The sequence below is a fragment of the Microcoleus sp. N9_A1 genome (assembly GCF_036701795.1).
In the GTDB taxonomy this organism is placed as follows: domain Bacteria; phylum Cyanobacteriota; class Cyanobacteriia; order Cyanobacteriales; family Microcoleaceae; genus Microcoleus.
In genome coordinates this window covers 57,745-78,235 of sequence record NZ_JAUBRI010000030.1, presented here as the reverse complement: position 1 = coordinate 78,235, position 20,491 = coordinate 57,745, and the positions used below count along the sequence as shown (strand labels likewise).

Here is a 20,491-nt window from a genome sequence, read left to right as displayed (position 1 = left end):
ACCTAATTATCAACAAGGCATAAGAGCTATGAGGCTTATTCTATCAGCGTTATAGGTGACTTGTCGCCCCGACAGCAGATATAGTTGATGGTACTACAAGTACGATCGACTTTGGTAGTGGATTAATCGGCGCAACTCTCAACAAAACCTTTACCGTAAAAAATCTCGGTACAGTCGCTTTAAGTCTCAGCAACCTGACTTTACCCACAGGATTTAGCTTAGTTGGAAACTTACCTGCAAGTGTCGCAGGAGGTGCGAGTGCTAACCTGCAAGTTCAAGTAGATACAGCGACAGCCGGAAATAAAACAGGTACGTTGCAATTTGTCAATAATGACAGCGATGAAAATCCTTTTAATTTCCCGATTACAGCCACAGTTACAGCCACGGCTGCACCAGAAATCCAAGTATTAGACGGTACAACGGATATAGCTGATGGTACTGCAAGTGTGATCGACTTTGGCAGCGTCATAGTTGGCACCACCCTCAACAAAACCTTTACCGTCAAAAACCTCGGTACAGCAGCTTTAAACCTCAGCAACCTTACCCTACCAACCGGATTTAGCATTGTCGGAACCTTACCTGCAACAGTAGCCGCCGGCGCGAGTGCTAATTTGCAGCTTCAAGTAGATACCGCAGCAGCAGGAAATAAAACAGGTACGCTGCAATTTGTCAATAATGACAGCGATGAAAATCCCTTTAATTTCCCCATAGCTGCCACAGTCACAGCCACAGCATTACCAGAAATCCAAGTATTAGACGGCACAACAGATATAGTAGATGGTACTGCAAGTACGATCGACTTTGGCAGTGGATTAATCGGCGCAACTCTCAACAAAACCTTTACCGTCAAAAATCTCGGTACAGCCGCTTTAAACCTCAGCAACCCTACCCTACCAACCGGATTTAGCATTGTCGGAAACTTACCGACAACTCTCGCAGCAGGTGCGAGTGCTAACCTGCAAGTTCAAGTAGATACAGCGACAGCCGGAAATAAAACAGGTACGTTGCAATTTGTCAATAATGACAGCGATGAAAATCCTTTTAATTTCCCGATTACAGCCACAGTCACAGCCACAGCAACTCCAGCGCCTGCACCTGCACCCGCGCCAGCACCCGTACCCGCGCCTACGCCTGCACCGGTACCAAAACCTGTACCTTTACCGACACCAACGCCTGCACCCGTACCAACTCCAACGCCTGCACCCGTACCAACTCCAACGCCTGCACCCGTACCAACTCCAACGCCTGCACCCATACCAACTCCAACGCCTGCACCCATACCAACTCCAACGCCTGTTAACCAAGAGGATACAGACTGCATTTGCGACAAAATTGAGTATCCCAATCTTAACCAACCCAACCAACAAATTGATAACATTATCAAGGGCCGCCCCGATTTGCTGCTTGGGACTCCCGCAAACGAGGCTTATTTTGGCAGCAATAACCCCAACATCTTCGATGCTAAAGAAGGCAACGATAACTTGTTTGGCGGTGAGTTAAAGGATATCTTCAACGGCAATGAAGGCAACGATTTCATTGATGGCAATCAAGGAGACGATATCCTGTTTGGGGGCAAAGAAAACGATATCATTCTTGGTGGTTTTGGTGAAGATGTTATCTTTGGAAATCAGGGCAATGATTTAATTAACGGCAAAGAAGATGATGATTTAATCTTTGGCAATCAAGGCAATGATTTTATCGACGGCGGCAAAGGAAATGATTTAATTTACGGTGGCAAAGGAGATGATTTAATTCTCGGCAGTCAAGGTAATGATACTCTCTTCGGACAACTCGGAGATGATACTTTGTGCGGCGGTGAGCTAGATAATGTCATTTATGGCGGTCAAGGTAACGATTTAATTGACGGAGGTAAGGGCAATGATTCGATTTATGGAGACTTAGGTAATGATACGCTTCTCGGTTGTGAAGGGAATGATATTTTGTTTGGAGGTTCGGGTAATAACAGTTTAGTTGGCGGTTTGGGAAATGACACTTTTGTGTTAAATTCTAGTCAGGGATTTGACTTGATTGCTGATTTTGTCAAGGGTAAAGATTCGCTCGGATTGTCTGGAGGCTTGAGTTTTAATCAGTTAGAAATAACTCAGGATAATAACAGCGCGCTGATTAAGTTAAAGGGAAGTGGAGAATTAGTTGCTTCTTTAACTGGAGTCAATGCCAGCCTAATTGGTGTTAGCGATTTCCGAGTTGTTTGAACCTAAAATAACGCAGATAAATATGATTTTATCTGCGTTTATCTCTATTGATGCGGAAAAAATAGAAGAGGCAAAAATAAGCTGATTCCGTATCAAGTCTTTCTATTAATTTTGCCTTGTGCCTTCGACTTTCTGCCCGCCGCTGACTAATTGCCCGATCGCCTTAACCGCAATACTGGGATGAAAAAGTACAGCCGGCGACTCAATCATGTGCAGAACTTCCAAAAATGCTTGACAAACTTTAGTATCTCCGACCAGCACTTTTAACACTAGATCCATGTAATCAATTGTCAGCCGCGTAGCAAGGTTTAGTTTTGCACCTGTACTTCCCGGATAGCGCGAATCCTGACTGATAGCAAACGTCCAAGGAATAGTGTGTAATTTTGCTAGTTTTTGTTGAAATTGTCGCCCAAAGCCTGTTAAATCGCCTTCTGGATACCGCTCTCTTTGCTTTTGCAGGCATCGATCTAGGATCTGAGCATCCAATGCCGCCACCGTCATTCCCTGTCCGTATATCGGGTTGAAAGCGCAAACTGCATGACCGATAATTATTAAGTTTTCAGGGTGACGACGGAGGCGATCGTAGTGTCGCAAACGGTTTTCTGTACCTCGATAACTATAAATAGGTGTTATTGCTTCTGCGTCTTTAATTGCATCATAAATCATCGGAGTTGGCAGACTGCGGGCAAATTCTACAAAACCTGCTTCGTCTGTGGGGGGATAATCGCGATCGCCCCCGGCGACACTCACCAGCCAGCGATTGCCTTCGATCGGGAAAATTCCACCGCCACGGGTGCGAAATGGCGGTCCTAGTGACACAAATACTGGCGCTGTGTCTGACAATTTACCGCTGCATTTATAGATGCGGCTGGCATAGCCGACAAAAGCATTGATAGCGGTTTCTTGCGGAGGTTCCCAGCCCAAACTTTTCAACCATTGAGGTGTTTTGGAAACTTTGCCACTAGCATCGACTACTAACTCTGCATACAAATTCTCTGTATGGATGTTACCAGGGTTGTGGCGATCGCGAAAACGCACCGACACCCCAGTAATCTCAGCGCGCGAGGCATTCGCCAGAAACCCCGTTACTGTGCCTCCTTCAAGGAAATGCACGTTCGTATTTTCAGCCAAGCGGCGGCGAATGTGCCAATCAAGTAAATCCCGACTGAACATAATTAAATCATTTAAATCCGGGCTAAATTGCGGAGCCCAACCCGCCGGACTAAACCACCCGATCGACCTTGGATCTAAACTAGGAGCACCAGCAGCTACCAGTTCGTTTTCCAAGCCAGGAAAAAACTCTTCTAGGATCATTTTCCCCCGATTTAAAAGGATGTGAAGGTGACAGGATTGAGGAATACCGGGGCGAGGCGCGGGTTTTTCTGGAAAAAAATCTCGTTCAACAATACTTACTCGGTCGAAGTGTTTTGCTAATACTCTAGAGGCCAACAGTCCTGCTAAACTGCCGCCAATAATAATTGCATGACTTTCTCGCTGCACTATCGAATCCCTTCAAAGCTAATTTGCTATGGCATTGGTTGATAAATTGGGAACAATTTGTCTGGGCTTCTGTGCCGACTCTTAATATTGATCGACAAAAGATTTTCCTCTGCGATTATTTTAGTCAGACTTACCATTACTACCATCTATCTCGGGTGCCCCGCAGCGCACCTTACTCATAACTCAGAATTAACAACTTGACAACTGCCAATTTACATAGCATAAATATGCCTAAAGTGATAGCCGACCACAGACATATTTTTCCACTTCCAACTGTAGGGGGATGCTTTAGCTCGTCAATAAGGCGATACTTGCCATTGGGGGCATGAGTCTAAAACTATACATTGGTTAACTTGCGCCAACGATCGCGCGCACCCACCCTTTAACGAGGCATATACTATGTATCAAAATTGGCAAATAAATCCAGGAATGTATAACATCGGGTTCTGGCTGGCCCAAGTGCCAGTAGAACAGACTACAACCACAACCACAGTAGAAGACGCAGCACTCCTCTATTCCGGGCCGCAATTTTTTATCGCCTTGATAGCTGGAGTGGTACTCGCCTGCGCTTTCCAACTCTTGCTAACAAATTTATCAGTAGCAGCCGGCCTTTCGTACATGGGACAATCCCACGACGACGACAACCACTCGGATAGCGGCAGCCCCCCAGTCCGCCACATCGGCCGAAAAGTAGGCACTTGGACGCTAATTACCGTTACCATTGCCCTATTCTTTGCTTGCTTGCTAGCAGTTAAGCTCAGCTTGATTAGCAGTCCCGGTTTAGGTGCGATCGTCGGTTTAGTCGTGTGGGCAACCTATTTCTCAATGCTTGTCTGGGTGAGCTCCACCACCGTCGGTTCCTTGATTGGTTCCGTCGTCAACACCGCCACATCAGGCTTTCAAGCCATTGTCGGCACCGCAGCCTCGGCCATCGGCGCCAAAGCAGCTAGCAACCAAGTCGTCGCCACAGCCAAAGCAGCAGCAGCAGCAGTGGGCCATGAACTGGGTAGCGCGATCGACCCCACAAGCTTGCGCGAAAACGTCGAAGAGTACATCCAAAGCCTCAAACCGCCAGAATTAGACATCAAAGGGATGCGTAGCGAGTTTGAAAAATTGCTTAATGATCCGCAACTAAAAACCATTGCAGCCGAAAATTTGCCGAATCTCGATCGGCAAACTCTCGTAGATTTAGTAAGTTCGCGATCGGACTTATCAAAACGCGACGTAAACCGGATTGTAGACCAACTTCAAGATGCTTGGAAACAAGTAGGAAAACAAGGGCAGCAATCAGACGGCATCGCCCAATTAGTAGACTATCTCAAATCTGCTAAATCGGGAGATTTGGTCTCAGATAAATTGGGAAGTAGGGTAGAAAAAGCCCTCAGCACTCTGGGCGTTCAAAATTCGGGAGAAAGCCCGACAATGATGACCCAAGCAACGACAATGGCAGTCAATGCTTTAATGGGAATAGTATTGGGTCGCACGGATATTTCCGATTTCGATGTAGAAAAAGTAGTCGGTCAGCTCAAAACAGCTAAAGACAAAGTTACCCAGCAAAGTGATAAAATTACCGCTCAAGTCAAAGGCGAACCCGTAACTTACAGCCCAATTCGTGCGGATGTAGAAAACTACCTACTCAACACTTATTCCTGGCAGATGAACCCCCAAGCCATCGAGCGCGAATTTCGGGACGTTCTCTACGATCCGACAGCCGATCCGGGAACTGTGCGCCGCGAATTAGAAAAACTAAAACAGTCTAATTTTGCCGAAATCCTGGCTAGTAGAGGTGTTTTTACCCAAGACAAAATTAAACAAATTTCCCAGGAATTAGAAGCAATTAGACAGCGCGTTTTACAAACCGTGATCTTTGCCGAGGAGCAAGAAAAAGCTCGCGATTTGCAGTGGCGGGTGGAAACTTATTTGAAGCTGACGCCGAAAGAGGAACTGACAGCAGCAGGTATCGGGAGCGATTTCAAAAAAATCTTAGAGGATTCCGACGCTAGTGACGAACAGTTGCGCGATCGGCTTTCTCCTTACACCCGCGACAGTTTTGTGCAAATTCTCCGAGGCCGCGAAAACTTCGGATTCCAGGAAGTAGAACAGATTGTTCAAGAGTTAGACAGGACGCGAGATGTAGTTTTAGCAGATGCTAAAGGTCTGCAAGAAGCAGCGCAAGCCCGAGTAGATAACCAGTGGCAAAGAGTACAAGAATACTTGAAGTCTACGGGCAAAGAAGAACTCAATCCCGAAGGCATCAAGCGCGATTTGAAAACGCTGCTGGATAACCCAGAAGCGGGAATGTGGGCCCTGAGAGCTAGAGCTTCGAGGTTCGATCGCGAAACTTTGGTACAATTGCTATCTCAGCGGAAAGACCTCAGCGAAGACCAAGTAAATCAGCTTATCGACAGCGCCGAAGAAAATTGGCACAGTGTGCTGCACGCGCCGCAACAACTGGCAGAAAAAGCTAAGGATCAGTACGACCAAACCACAACCGCCCTGGCAGATTACCTCCGCAATACTGGCAAATCAGAACTCAATCCTGAAGGGATTCAGCGCGATTTGACGAAACTGATGGAAAATCCCAAAGAAGGGGCTTTAGCACTGCGCGGCCGCCTGTCTCATGTCGATCGCGATACTTTGGTCAAACTGCTTTCTCAGAGACAAGATTTGACCGAGGAACAAGTCAATCAAATTATCGACCAAGTGCAGGAAACCCTGGGATCGATTGTGAAAGCGCCGCGCCGTTTGGCAAAGCGGATGCAAAGCCAAGTGCAGGATTTTCAGAGTGTTTTACAAGATTATTTGCGTAATACAGGCAAGGATGAATTAAATCCCGAAGCCATCAAGCGCGACTTGCAACTACTGCTGCACGACCCGAAAGTCGGCGCTTACAGTTTGGGCGAGCGCTTGTCGCACATCGATCGAGCTACAGTTGTTTCTCTGCTGTCTCAGCGGCAGGATATTTCTGAAGCAGAAGCCAATCGTATTGTCGATGGAATTTTGTCGGTGCGCGATGAATTCGCACTGCAAATTCAGAAAATACAGGAGGGTATTCAGTCGGTAATTGACGGGATTCTCGGAAAAGTTCGGGATTACCTCAATTCGCTCGATCGCCCTGAACTCAACTATGAAGGGATTACGCGGGACGTGCGGAAGTTATTTGACGATCCGCAAGCCGGATTTGATGCTTTGCGCGATCGGCTGGGTCATTTCAACCGCGATACTTTAGTAGCACTAATGAGTTCGCGCGAGGACATTTCCGAAGCAGATGCCAACCGCTTGATCGACCAAATTGAAAGAAGCCGCAACACCGTCTTGCAAAGAGCCGAACGCTTGCAGCAAGAAGCGCAGCTTCGCCTCGAAAGCATTAAAGTGCAAGCCGAAAAACAAGCTGAAGAAACTCGGAAAGCAGCGGAAGTTGCCTCTTGGTGGCTGTTTTTCACCGCTCTTTCCTCGGCCTTTGCGGCTGCGGGCGCTGGTGCTTTAGCCGTCATCCGATAAAAAAGAGTCAATTTGCGCGATCGGATTGCAGATATATCAATCCTCGCATCATTTGTGAATTTCTTACTCCCTCCCCTTGATAAGGGGAGGGTTGGGGTGGGATAAAAAGTTTACGACTCCTGCAAGGATTGCAGATAGTGCCTGATATGAGTTTCTACTGATATCAGGCACTAATGTTAGTAAAGGATTTGATCGGGGAGTGGGAACGGGTTTGTATTAATTTCTTGGTACTGTTGAATAATGTCATGGATAAAGCCGCTCCTACCGAGTTATTGAAGATTGTGGAAACGGTGAGTCTATACATCTTAATTAGCAGTTTTGATTAATTCAAAATAGAAAAATGAAAAGCCGATTTTTTTGATTGTTGTATATTTTATTTCCGGATGTAAATGAAAAGTCGCCGGATATTCATTTCCTCTGCTATGACAATTTTTGAACGCGGTTCAAGCTTCTAGGCTAGATAGGCTTTTGGGCTTATTCCACTACTCCTGCAAGGATTGCTAGAGAAGGACAAAAATCAAAACAGCTATTGAAATGAGCTTTTTTTGGCAGACCCAACTAGGCGCGCCAGTCCGCTCTCCTCAATATTTTTTAGGTACAATAATAGTGAGGCTTCTCAACCCAGCACGCCTGTTCTACCAACCGCCCGCCGCCGTGCCGGAGTCAGTATCAAACGCAAACTGTTTTGAGTTCGATCGCCCGTTTCTTTTGAAAATGCCGATCGTCAGGTTATAACTTGTAGGTCAGAGGTTGTGCATAATAGGGAACTAAAGCTGTGAAAATACTACACTGACTGTGGGGGGCAACATACCGGATACCTTGGAAATACCAAGGGCTTTGCTTTCGTCAGCCCAGAAAAGTCCAAACACGCAGGCCCTGCGATCGCCAATGCTAAACAACCTACGTCTCAAACCTCTCCTGGCTAGTTGCCTAGTAACACCGTGAGGAGGGCGACGCCATGCAACTCCGAAAAAAAACACTATTAATCATCGGTGCAGCGCTGATCAGCCTGATTGTGGTTCTGTATGCCACTGCATCAACTATTTTGCTGCATGATTTTCACAACCTGGAGGCACAGTACGTCCGCCAGGATGTCGCACGGGCTTTGGACGCATTAGATGATGACTTGTCGAATTTAGACACCAGCGCCCAAGATTACGCCGAGTGGGACGATACTTACTCTTTCGTCGCAACACGGAACGAAAATTTTGTCAAGTCAAATTTCGTCGATTCGACATTTATTTACTTGAGACTAAACTTATTGGTGCTGCTGGACTCCAACGGTAAGACGATCTTCAGCAAAGGTTTCGACCTGAAATCCAAAACCGAAATCCCGATTCCCGAAAGCTTAAAACAGCACTTGACCGAGGCGCTACTAGACTCATCGACTGTCGATGGCGATCGCCCCGGCCCCAAAACAGGCGTCCTCACCCTGCCAGAAGCCAGACTGCTGATTGCCGCCAAGCCCATCTTCAACAGCAACGCCCAAGGCCCGTCGCGGGGGACGCTGATCTTGGGACGCTACCTCGACAGCAGCGAAATCGGTTTGCTTTCAGAACTGACTCACCTGTCAGTGGATTTTAGATTGCCAAGTTTAGATTTTAAAGTGGGAACCGCGAACTACTCCGGGCACAGCGCCAAGGCGATGGCTCGATCGAGGCAGGAGTTGGAAAATGTCAAACTCAAAATTTCCAACCTCAAATCAGTAGAAATTTTAGTAGAGCCACTCAGCGACACCTTAGTCGCAGGATACGCCCTAATTCGCGACATCCACGGCAACCTAGCGTTGCTGCTGCGAGTAGAGACAGATCGCATCATCTACGGGCAAGGTCAGGCTACCTTGGAGCTGTTTACCTTATCAATACTGGCAGTAGGTTTAATATTTAGCGCCATCACCCTGCTGTTGCTAGAAAAATTAGTCTTGGCGAGATTGGCTTCCTTGAGCACCAGCGTCAGCAACATCGCAGCCAGCGGCGACCCAGACTTGCGCGTTCATATCGCAGGAGCAGATGAACTCGCAAGCTTGGCCGACGCCATCAACCGAATGCTAGAAGCATTGGGCAATTCTCAAGTCGAACGTAATGAAAGCGAAGACCGCTATCGGTTGATGGCCGAAAACTCAACCGACATGATCACCAGACACGACCCCAAAGGCGTGTTTATTTACGTCTCGCCAGCCAGCCGGGCTTTGCTGGGATACGAACCTTCGGAACTCATCGGCCGCGTCCCCAACAATTATTTTCACCCCGACGATTTAGAAATCATTGCCAAAGCTCACTGGAAAGTTCTGGCGCTTCCAGTTACTTACACCGTCAGCTACCGCATCCGCCGCAAAGACGGCAAATACATTTGGTTTGAAACCACCGGCCGCACGATCAGTGATCCCCAAACCGGCGAAGTGCAAGAAATTATCGGCATTTCCCGCGACATCAGCGTGCGGAAGCAAACAGAACAAGAACTGCGAGAAAGCGAAGCTGCAATCAAAGCTTTGTACCAAGTGACTTCGGCTCCCCGTACAGACCCGTTCAACCGCCTCTCTACCTTTGATTTGCGCCTCCAAGAACTTCTGGCAATGGGATGTCGGCAGTTACGCCTGTCCGTGGGAATTTTGTCCTGCATTCAAGGCGACAACTATCAAATAATGGCTGTTGAGTGTCCCGACGGGTCGATCGTCAAAGACCAAATCTATGATCTGGAAAAAACCTTCTGCGTCGCTACGGCAATGGCAAAAGAACCGATTTACTTTGAGTCGGTGAGGTTTTCGGGTTTTTCCTTCAACAGCGACGATCGAGCCTTCCCCATCGAAGCTTACATGGGCATTCCGGTCACGGTGGGAGGTCAAGTTTACGGCACTCTGTGCTTCTTTTCTCCGACTCCTGTGACAGAACCGTTCCGAGTTGTAGACAGAGAGTTGGTGAAACTGATGGCTCAGTGGGTGGGAAGCGAACTCGAACGCCAGCAAACAGGCGTAGATTTGGCAAAAGCTCGCGATCAAGCACTGGCGGCTACTAGAGCCAAAAGCGAATTTTTAGCCACCATGAGCCACGAAATTCGCACTCCGATGAATGGAGTCATCGGCATGACCGGTTTGCTGCTGGATACCCCCTTAACTCGCGAACAGCGCGATTTTGTAGAAACTATCCGCAGCAGCGGCGATGCTTTGCTGACGCTGATCAACGATATTCTAGATTTCTCGAAAATTGAGTCGGGCAAATTGGACTTGGAGAAACATCCGTTTGACATCCGCACTTGCATTGAGGAATCTCTAGACTTGGTAGCTGCTAAGGCGGCAGAAAAAAAACTGGAAGTGGGTTACTTGATCGATCGTACAGTACCCGCAACGGCGATCGGCGATAGCACCCGCTTGAGGCAAATTTTAATCAACTTGCTCAGTAATGCTGTTAAATTTACCGACGCTGGAGAAGTGGTGGTTTCGGTGACTGCCAAAAAGATTTCAGTGCCGGCGGCTAACGCTAAAGAACCGCCATTAATTGCTGGCGAACCGGTAGCAATTAACCCAGCATACGAAATACATTTTGCGGTCAAAGATACCGGTATCGGCATTCCGAGCGATCGCATGGATCGGCTATTTAAATCTTTCAGTCAGGTTGATTCTTCAACGAGCCGGCAGTACGGCGGTACCGGATTGGGTTTGGCAATTAGCAAGCGTTTGGCCGAAATGATGGGCGGCCGGATGTGGGTGGAAAGTATGGGTAGTGTCGCGGGCAATCCTCCTGCCGATTTTAGATCATCGGCAGTTTTTGATTTGGGATGGGCGGAATCTTGCGAAATAGCCGAAAAATATAGCTATGGCAAATCTGTACTCAGCAACAAGCCGATCGGCCAAAATACGAAATCTGTTGGCTCTACTTTTTATTTTAGTACGATCGTTTCTGGCTGCAAGAATTCCTTACCACTTAACTTGAGCAATTCTCAACCTGAATTAGCTGGCAAGCGAGTCTTAATTGTCGATGACAATGCTACCAACCGCAGAATTTTGACTCTCCAAGCTCAGTCTTGGGGAATGGTGGCTAGGGCTTCAGCTTCGGCTCGTTTGGCTTTAGATTGGCTGGCTGCTAAAGAGATGTTTGATTTGGCAGTTTTGGATATGCAAATGCCGGAAATGGACGGGTTAGCTTTAGCGGCGCAAATTCGCCGGTACCCTGATTGCGAAAAGTTGCCGTTAGTGATGCTAACTTCGATCGGCAGGCAAGAAATTAACTCTCCTGCTATGGAGATGGATTTTGCTGCTTTTTTGAATAAACCCATCAAACAATCTCAGCTTTACAATGTTTTAATCAATATTTTTGGAGAACAGACAACGGAATTTAAAGGGCAGCGCACCAGCGGGGCTTTCTTGCAAAGCATACCCATGCTGGCTGAGAACTTACCTCTGCGGATTCTGTTGGCTGACGATCATTTGGTGAATCAGAAGGTGGCTTTGCAAATTTTACAGCGGATGGGGTATCGCGCGGATGTGGCGGGAAACGGTATCGAAGTGCTCGAAGCTTTGCGCCGCCAGCCTTACGATGTGGTGCTGATGGATGTGCAAATGCCGGAAATGGACGGACTGGAAACTACCCGCCACATCCGCGAGCAATTTTTAGCAGATTTAACTTTAGAAAATCCCACGGGAGAATCAGAGGTTTCCGTAACAAATGAGCAATCTCATAATCTAGACTCGACCAAAAATCCCACGGGAGAATCAGAAGTTTCCGCAACTGATGAGCAATCTAACAATCGAAAATCCCGAATCGAAAATCCCAAATTGACTGACGAGGAATCTAACAATCGAAAATCAAAAATCGAAAATCGAAAATCGACAAGGCCTTGGATTGTGGCAATGACGGCAAATGCGATGCAGGGCGATCGCGAAGAGTGTATGGCTGCCGGGATGGACGACTATTTGAGCAAGCCGATCGCCATTGAGCAGTTGGTGCGAGCTTTGATCGCGTGTAAATCTCGATCAAACTCCGCATTCGATCGTCTGCAGCCGATCGTTTGTTTGGATGCCCCGGCGGCACAGATCGCAGGAACGAGTGAATTACAAGTGCGATCGAATGTGGGTATTGCAGGAAATCAACAACTCACCATTCCCAATTCGCCGGCCGTCGTCGATTGGGGTGCATCAAATCTCGATCGGGCTTTGTCAGAGAGTGGCGATTCCCTGAGTCCCAAGATTATAGAGGGACTGCGAGAAGTGGAAGCTTTGGACGAGGCGATCGAGATTTACCTCGAAACAGCTCCCGAACTGCTGCGAGGCATCTCTATGGCTCTGTGCAACGCCGATCCGCTGGCTTTGCGGCGATCGGCTCACTCTTTAAAGTCGATTAGCGGTACTCTCGGTGCTTTTCGCTTGTTTGAGCTGTGCGAGGAACTCGAAATCATGGGCCGCATGGGAACAGAGGCGAACAAGCCTTTATCTGATCCGGTCTGCGCGCTTTTAGAACAGGTTGAGGCCGAGTATCAAAGAGTTGAAACGGCGTTGAAAATAGAAAGGCTGTACAGCGAGACAATCACAGAATAATTAACAAATGATAATTAACAAATTACATAGCATATTCCAGGCATAATGTATGCAGTAGCGGCCACCAAAAAAATGAATCCTGATATCAATTCCGGTTGCACTCCTCATGATGTTAACTGTTAACAGTTAACAGTTAACAGTCAACAGTCAACAGTCAACAGTGAATTTACTATTCCGATGAAGAGAGGATTTGATATGATGCGCTCGATACGAATAAAAAAATAGTTAAATCCTCAGAGCAACGCGCTACAGATTGGGAAAATATATCGTTTCCGGTTGCATCGGAATTATTAGCAGCCAAAATTAGGAGACGGCTTGGCCTTTGTCCCTACAATGTTATTTTGGATAGGGACAAAGGTCAAGCCGTCTCCTCTCTATCATAAGGAGTGTAACCGGAATTGATATTAGCCGTTAAATTTGATATGAATAAAGCCTTTGTCCTGAAACTATTGAACCAAACAAAAACCAACGACATACATATTATGGATTACAATCTAATTGCTAAAATAGTAATATTCTCTGTATCAATACCTTGTACTTTTTACCTTGCTTACGCTGCGAAAGTAGCCCTCAATCTCAACCTCGATATATTCGGGGCAGGGCACACTCCTGCTAAGTTAGAAAAGCTATCCGGTGGAATAATTAAATGTAAGTGGTTCCCTAATCCTCACCACTGCCCCGGAAATAATCATGTTAAATATTCAGTCCAGGACGCATCAAAACCCAATAAACCGGGTTTTTGATGGTTTTTGTGTGCTGCAATCAAATTTTCTGGTAAAAAACCGGGTTTGTGACTGGCAAACTTATTTTCGTGTTACCAAAACCCAATCATCCGCTGTTTTGACAATCTCAGCATTCTGCAAATCTAGATGTTTTAAAACTGGTTTTTCTAACAGAAAATAAGGTTGAGAAAGAGTTTGCCATTTCTGTTTGAGCGTCGGCGCGTCGGCGACAATAACTTGGCGTTCACTGTAAAAATTCAGCGAGGGACGGCCCAAGCGGTGAGAAGTAAACACTTGTTGACCGGCCGGAGTTCCTGTGCGGACAATTTCGGCGATCGGCTTCACAGGATAATCCTCCGCCAGTTCCCAAACCCAGTTATCTGAAGCCACCAATACCAACAGCGTCAGGTAAGTTCCCCAAATTAAAACTAATATAAACTGCCGATCTTTGCGGTGCAGCAACACGGCCACCAGTGTCATTGTTAAAGCTACAAATATCAGCATTAACTGCAAATCTCGCTCGATCGGCACAATGTATTTCCCAATTTGCACTAAGCCACTGAAGTAAATGCAGCCGACAACACCAAGTACAGCCAGCACTGCGAAAATCGCGGGATGAGGCAACAAAGAAATAGCATCAAAATGTTCTTCTGCTTTCTCTTTAATCGGCTCTGGCGGCAGCCACAGTTGCTCCCAAACTTCAGCGAGATAACTGCCAACGGCAAGAGCAAAAGCTGGATAAATTGGCAAAACATACCACGGCAATTTAGTAGTCATCACAGAAATAGCCAGCAGATATACTCCACTCCAAACCAATACTAATTTTGGCCCTGGAAAATTGCGATTTTCCCAACTCAAACGCAGCCCTTGCAGATAAAATAACTGCCACGGCCAAGCTAATTTTAAAATTTCTAAAATATAGTACCAGGGCGGGCCTTTGTGACTGCTCACAGGTTCCGAAATGCGTCGGAAAGATTCGTTAACTAAATTAGCGTGGATGAAATATTGGCCGTAGTGCAGCCATTGGGCAAAATACCAAGCCGCTACTGGCAATGTTCCGATCGCCAATCCGCCCCAAAGATAGCCAGAAGTAAGGAGTCGCGGGGTATCCCAAACCAAAAAAATACAGCCAACAGCAGCCAGCAGCAGCCCCAACATGACGCCCTTAGTCAGGCAAATGAGTCCGAACCCAATCCCCGCCCCCAAAGCGTAGCGCAAGTCGCGGCGCGATCGTAGCAAACACCACATCGCCCCCAGCAAAAAACACAAAACCGCTCCATCCAACATCGCCAAACGTCCATGTCGCACCACTGGTAACACCGTCAGATAAACGAGGGCAGAAAAAATGGCGATCGACCGTCTGGGAAACAACTCCCTGCCAATGGCGTAAAGCAGGGGCACTGAAGTGGCTGTCAGCATCGCCGGTACCAACCTCGCCGTGAATTCACTGACACCGCCTGCCGCAAAACACAGCCCGATTAGCCAGTGTACCAGCGGCGGTTTGTTGAAATAAGGCATAGAGTCGATCGTCGGATACAGCCAATTTAAGTTGCCGCGCCAAATTTCGCGACTTACCTGCGCTGCAATGCCTTCATCCCAATCCCGCAAAGCCACGCCGCCCAGATTCAGCCCGAAAATCAGCACTGCAGCCAACAGAAAAGCCAGCATCCACACTTTGTCTGTAAAGCTGTCATTCCAGCGATTTTTCAGTTTGTGGCCCAGGAATGGAAAGATTTCTGACATAAGTTAAGAGAGTTTTGAGCGTCCCAAACTGCAGGTAAACTTAGACAGCAGTTATTTGCAACTAGGAAAATACCATGAACTTGCCTGTAATTATAGATATTATCATTGGCTTAGTCTTTATCTACCTGACTTTAAGCTTGCTAGCTTCGGAAATTCAGGAACTGATTGCTACTGTTTGGCAGTGGCGGGCGGAACATTTAAAGAAGTCGATCGAAGTGCTGATTTCTGGAGGCAGCGAAGGCGCGAAAGATCCCCTGCAATTTAAGCGAGTCGGACATTTGGCTCATTCGATTTACGCCAATCCGATTATCAAAGATTTGAATCAGGGAGCGAAAGGGCTTGTATCAGAGGGATTCCGCTCTGTTACGCACCGCATGGGGGATTTGTACCACGGAGTTACGGGTACTAAAAATGTTTTCGGCAATAAATCTAGTGGCCCTTCTTATATTCCAGCCGAGTGTTTTTCGGCTAGCCTTTTGGAGACTTTAAAGGTTTCTAGTTTGCTCAGCTCTATCTCTAAAACCCGATTGGAAAGATTTAAAGATTTACAATTAGCACAAATTCAACAAATTGGAGACAATCTGAGTTTGCCGGATGCTACTAAACCGATTATTGAGCAAGAATTTAGGTGGTTAACGGCGGAGTTCGATCGAGTTGCTGAAGATTATCAAAACAATTTAGCAAGTTTGAACAACAGCTTAGATCGGATGTCGGAAAAGCTAGGATTTTATATTAATGATTCTCAGGTTTATCTACCAGAAACCGAGCTAGCAGGGAGAGAATTTCAGAGGCAGATGGCATTTGTCAAGGCTCGTTTTGACAGCAAAATTGAGCGGGTGGCGCTGCTGGGGCAACTGCAACCGAGTTTCAGCAATCTGTTAAATACTGTTAAAAAAAGTCAAGATACGGTAGCAGAAATTATGGAACTAAAAGAGGAGAGTCCAATTTATCAACAAATTCAAGAAACCTTGGACAGTATGCCAGAATCTTTGAAACGCAGCCTTTATATTTTAGCGCAGCGCGCTGAAAAAAGCGGCGGAGATACTCAAGAGCAGTTGCAGCGTTTTCAGAAAGAAATTGAAATTTGGTTTGACCAATCGATGGAGCGTGCTTCTGGCGTTTACAAGCGGAATGCCAGAGGGGTGGCGATTTTGCTCGGAACTGCGATCGCTGTCGCTGCTAATGCTGATAGCATTCATATTATTAATCGGTTGTCGAAGGATTCGATGTTGCGATCGACTGTGAATTTGTACGCTCAGCAGTTGGTGACAAACAATGCTAAGACTCAATCAAATAATTTAACCAGTCTGACAAAAGTTCAACAGGATGTCGATCGAGCTTTGGATCAGGTAGCTCTGCCTTTTGGATGGAGCGAACAGAACAGCTTAGAACGAGATAAGCAGGGGAATTTATTGTGGCTGGCTTTGATTGCAAAATTGTTTGGTTGGATATTGAGCGGCGTAGCTATTTCTATGGGGGCTGCTTTTTGGTTTGAGGCGCTCAACAAGATTATTAATATTCGCAATGCAGGGAAAAAACCCCCATCTTCCACAGAATTTTGATCGGTGCAGTTGCGAGGCCAGTTAACTAACTGTCATACCCTTTTAGATTTTAGATTTTAGCTAGGGGAATGACTGAAGACTATCGAGGTTTGAAGCACCGGCTGACAGTTGGATTTTTTGTTAAAAGTGGTATCACGGATAGGATATCGGATCGATCGGTAATTACGCGTTGGCCGGAAGTAAGGGAAAACACGCAGAATATAAATTCCGTGCGATCGCGGATGGCAGTGCAGCAGAAATAGGCGAAACTGATAGATAGGTTAAATAATAATCAGCAAAATAAACAAGGTCGCTGGCAGTTTCAGAAACTCTGAATCCAAGGCTGTATCTACCGCTCAACTCACTTTTGGAGGACGGAATATGTTGACTTCTTTAAGCGAAACGACTCGCGCCTCGGAATACCCAACTCCCCCATCCAAAAGCTTTGTATTCAAGGACTCCAGCATCAATGAAGGTGGATATTTTGTTTCCAGAATTTTGGCTGGGGAATCTGAGTGCATTGAGAAAATGACCTCCGCACTTCAAAAATCTGCCTCTATCCTTAGAGAGATTGACAAAGTTGGATTGACTTCTGATCGCAGCTTCGGCAATCTGCAATTAGGCTTTTTTATCCTCAGTTCAGATTACCTCGAACAATACAAAAGTCAATTGCCAAAATCGCATACCTCTATGACTCAAAACAACGGAGTTGGTTCGTGTTATGCCGATCGATATAGTGATACACTCAGCAACGGCGGTGGGAGCGATCGACTGTTTGCTAATTAAGGAGAGTGATTTAATGGAGGGTGTGGAACGTACCGAGGGCGACTGGACCCGAATACAATTTTAATTAGGGAGGCAGGCGCGATCGCAATCAACGATTTGATCTGACTCAACCTGCAATCAGATAAACTCCCGCTGAATAATTTGAATCACGTTTGTAGTGAGGATGACAATCCTCACAGTGTCGGTAGCACCCCATAAGCCAATTGATTTATAGCCATGGGTTCCACTTAATATCAGACTGTTTTGAGTGTTAGTAAATACGACGCAACCTTCCGGGTAATAAGTATTTGGATGTATCGCAAACCTAGCAACTTCAAAGCATATAGAATTATTCAAAATCTACATAATTCAGTTTTTTGTTAGATGAAATATAGCTAGGAAAACTGTAGTGCATTGTGCCTATACGTAAAATATCACACTCAAATAAAAACTACTAAATATAATTAATAGGAGTTATTCTTCGGGGAATTACCCAGCATTTCCGAATACCTGAACTCCCGCTACTGTTAGCCAAATAAGGTCGAAAAAATTTGGATGGTAGAACCTAGATTGATTTCTTTGAATATTCGCAATAAGTGTTGTAATATATTCCCAGCGGTAGAGGTCTAAATTTCTATTGTGGTCAGGGTGCAACCGATAAATATGATAAGAATAAATTAATAAAAGTTTTGAAAAAAGTGCACTATCTCCCAATTTAGTGTTAAGATATAATCAAACAAGTCTGATGAGGTTACTCTAGGGTGTATCTACTAATAATGCCCTTAATGGAGTCTCCAATATGAGTTCTACATTCGCTCAAGTTAACTCACAATCTTCTTTTGAAAAACTGCCACTGCGCTCCTTAGTCTTCATTGACTCCGGCGTGGAAGATTACGAGTCAATTACAGCGGGAGTGCTGCCGGGACAGCAGGTAGTAATACTCGACCGCGCCAAAAACGGCATCGAACAAATCACCTCGGAGATGGAAAAATACGCCTCTACTAAGGGGGCGATAGACTCGGTTCACATTATTTCTCACGGCAGTTCTGGCAGCCTACAATTAGGCAATACCGCTCTGGGTTCAGATAATATAGAGCAATACAAAAGCCAGTTGGAAAAGTGGCAAACTTCACTAGCCCCCCAAGCAGACATCATGCTGTACGGCTGCGATGTAGCAGGCGGTACAGGTGCTAATTTCGTCGCTCGATTCAGTCAATTAACCGGGGCTGACGTTGCGGCATCCACCAACACAACCGGCCGTGGCGGCGACTGGAATTTAGAATTTGCTAAGGGCAAAATTGAATCTCCCTTAGCCTTGCAGCCAGAGGCTATGGCAAGTTACCAAGGTGATTTAGCTACGATCGTAGTAGCCAACAATAGCGATAGCGGGCCGGGTTCATTAAGGGCTGCGATCGCCACGGCTGTTGCCGGCGATATCATTACCTTCGCTCCAGGTTTAGCCAGCCAAACCATTACCCTCACCAGCGGTCAACTCGATATTCCCGTTGGCAAAAACATCACGATTGACGGCGCAGCAGCAGCGGGTTTAACCATCAGTGGCAACAACGCATCCCGCGCCTTTTTTGTCAATGCCAACGTTGCAACTGCTACTAATTTTGTGGTCAAAAACCTGATTATTACTAACGGCAAAACTACCGATCGAGGTGGCGCGATCGGCACAACCGACGAAGTAAACCTCACCGTAGAAAACGTTCAGTTCAACAACAACGTCGCCGATCAAGGTGGTGGCGCAATTTTCGGTAATTTCAACAATACCCTGACTGTTACAAACAGTAAATTCAACGGCAACGTAGCCACCGCAGCTAACGATGAACGCGGTGCAGGTGCGATCGGCTTTTTGAGTTTCAAAACTTTTACAGTCACCAACAGCGACTTCACGAACAACAAAGGAATTAACGGCGGGGCAATTAACAGCCTTCAAGGTAAGCTGACAATTGACAACTCCCGATTCATCGGCAACGATACCACCGCAGCCACTTTCGCCACAGGTCAGCCCAATGATTTCTTAAGAGGTTTCGGCGGCGCACTTTATACCGATCGAGCCAGCAATCCCAGCGAAGCTTCCGGCACAATTAAGATCACCAAAAGTGTATTTCAAGACAACAAAGGGCGAGGCGAAGGCGGAGCCGCTTATCTGTTTACCGGCACCCAAGACAGCGTAAGTATTGCAGACAGCACCTTCCAAAACAACGAAATTCTGTCGCTTTCCGGTGGCAACAACGGAGTTGGAGGCGGGTTAGTAAACTTGAGCAACGGCCTCAACAAAGGACTTACTGTCTCCAACACCACCTTTGCTGGCAACAAAGCCCCCGGTCAAGGTGGCGCAATGTGGATCATGGATGCGCCTACCACCATTACCAACAGCACCTTTTCTGGCAACCAAGTTACTGGGACTACCGACTTTTACGGCAATGTCGGTGGTGCAATGGCTCTTTATTCCCCCACAACCATCGTCAACACCACCATTGCCGATAATTCCGCCCGTTGGGTGGGCGGAGGCATCTCGGCTGCGGAAGGAAAGCCTGTCAGCGTCAAGAACACGATTTTTTCTAACAACACGGCGGGGAATGAGTTTGGCATTCAGCAGCACACCAGCAGCGAACTAACTGACCAAGGTGGCAATTTTCAGTGGCCTGTCAAAAAAACCACTAACTTCAACGATTACAATGCGACGGCAAGCATTACGATCGCAGATCCCTTACTCGGCCCTTTGCAAAACATCAACGGCGCTTTCGTAAGGCCTCTGCTGACAGGAAGTCCGGCCATTGACAAAGGAGTACCAAGCGGCGCACCAGCTACGGATCAGCGCGGCCAGACTCGCCCTCAAGATGGTGATAGCATCCCAGGTGCGATCGTGGACAGTGGATCTTTTGAATTGGGAGGTAGTGTCGTCCCAGTGCCAACACCGACTCCGGCGCCAACCCCGACACCGACACCGGCGCCAACTCCAACTCCCAC

At 46.8% G+C, this 20,491-nt stretch carries 9 protein-coding genes; 7 read left to right on the top strand and 2 right to left on the bottom strand.

What is annotated here, in order from left to right; all coding sequences use genetic code 11:
- The first annotated feature begins 80 nt into the window (after positions 1–80).
- Positions 81–2,213, top strand: coding sequence for a choice-of-anchor D domain-containing protein (locus QUA58_RS15800; RefSeq protein ID WP_333394774.1), 2,133 nt, complete (start codon positions 81–83; stop codon positions 2,211–2,213).
- Between the two features lie 105 nt (positions 2,214–2,318).
- On the opposite strand, the gene QUA58_RS15795 is transcribed toward QUA58_RS15800, so the two are convergent.
- Positions 2,319–3,713, bottom strand: coding sequence for a 2-polyprenyl-6-methoxyphenol hydroxylase-like oxidoreductase (locus QUA58_RS15795; RefSeq protein ID WP_333394773.1), 1,395 nt, complete (start codon positions 3,711–3,713; stop codon positions 2,319–2,321).
- 399 nt (positions 3,714–4,112) lie between these two features.
- Between QUA58_RS15795 and QUA58_RS15790 the strand changes: the two genes are divergently transcribed.
- Positions 4,113–7,214: an MFS transporter gene (locus QUA58_RS15790; protein WP_333394772.1), complete on the top strand. Its 3,102-nt coding sequence runs from the start codon at positions 4,113–4,115 to the stop codon at positions 7,212–7,214.
- A 958-nt stretch (positions 7,215–8,172) separates the two neighbouring features.
- Complete coding sequence (locus tag QUA58_RS15785) at positions 8,173–12,741, top strand: response regulator (RefSeq protein ID WP_333394771.1); 4,569 nt, start codon at positions 8,173–8,175, stop codon at positions 12,739–12,741.
- Between the two features lie 803 nt (positions 12,742–13,544).
- Here the strand turns inward: QUA58_RS15785 and QUA58_RS15780 are convergent.
- Positions 13,545–15,206, bottom strand: a complete 1,662-nt coding sequence (locus tag QUA58_RS15780; RefSeq protein WP_333394769.1) for a glycosyltransferase family 39 protein — start codon at positions 15,204–15,206, stop codon at positions 13,545–13,547.
- 74 nt (positions 15,207–15,280) lie between these two features.
- On the opposite strand from QUA58_RS15780, the gene QUA58_RS15775 reads away from it, so the two are divergent.
- The 4 genes from QUA58_RS15775 to QUA58_RS15760 all read left to right on the top strand — a co-directional run.
- Positions 15,281–16,768 (top strand): hypothetical protein, encoded by a 1,488-nt coding sequence (locus QUA58_RS15775; protein ID WP_333394768.1) that lies wholly within the window; start codon positions 15,281–15,283, stop codon positions 16,766–16,768.
- Positions 16,769–16,836: 68 nt separating this feature from the next.
- Positions 16,837–17,010 (top strand): hypothetical protein, encoded by a 174-nt coding sequence (locus QUA58_RS15770; protein ID WP_333251389.1) that lies wholly within the window; start codon positions 16,837–16,839, stop codon positions 17,008–17,010.
- Positions 17,011–17,128: 118 nt separating this feature from the next.
- A complete protein-coding gene (locus QUA58_RS15765) occupies positions 17,129–17,533 on the top strand; it encodes a hypothetical protein (RefSeq protein WP_333394767.1) in 405 nt (134 codons plus the stop codon).
- Between the two features lie 778 nt (positions 17,534–18,311).
- Positions 18,312–20,491: DUF4347 domain-containing protein (locus QUA58_RS15760; RefSeq protein WP_333394766.1), on the top strand; the 2,180-nt coding region annotated here is incomplete at its 3' end.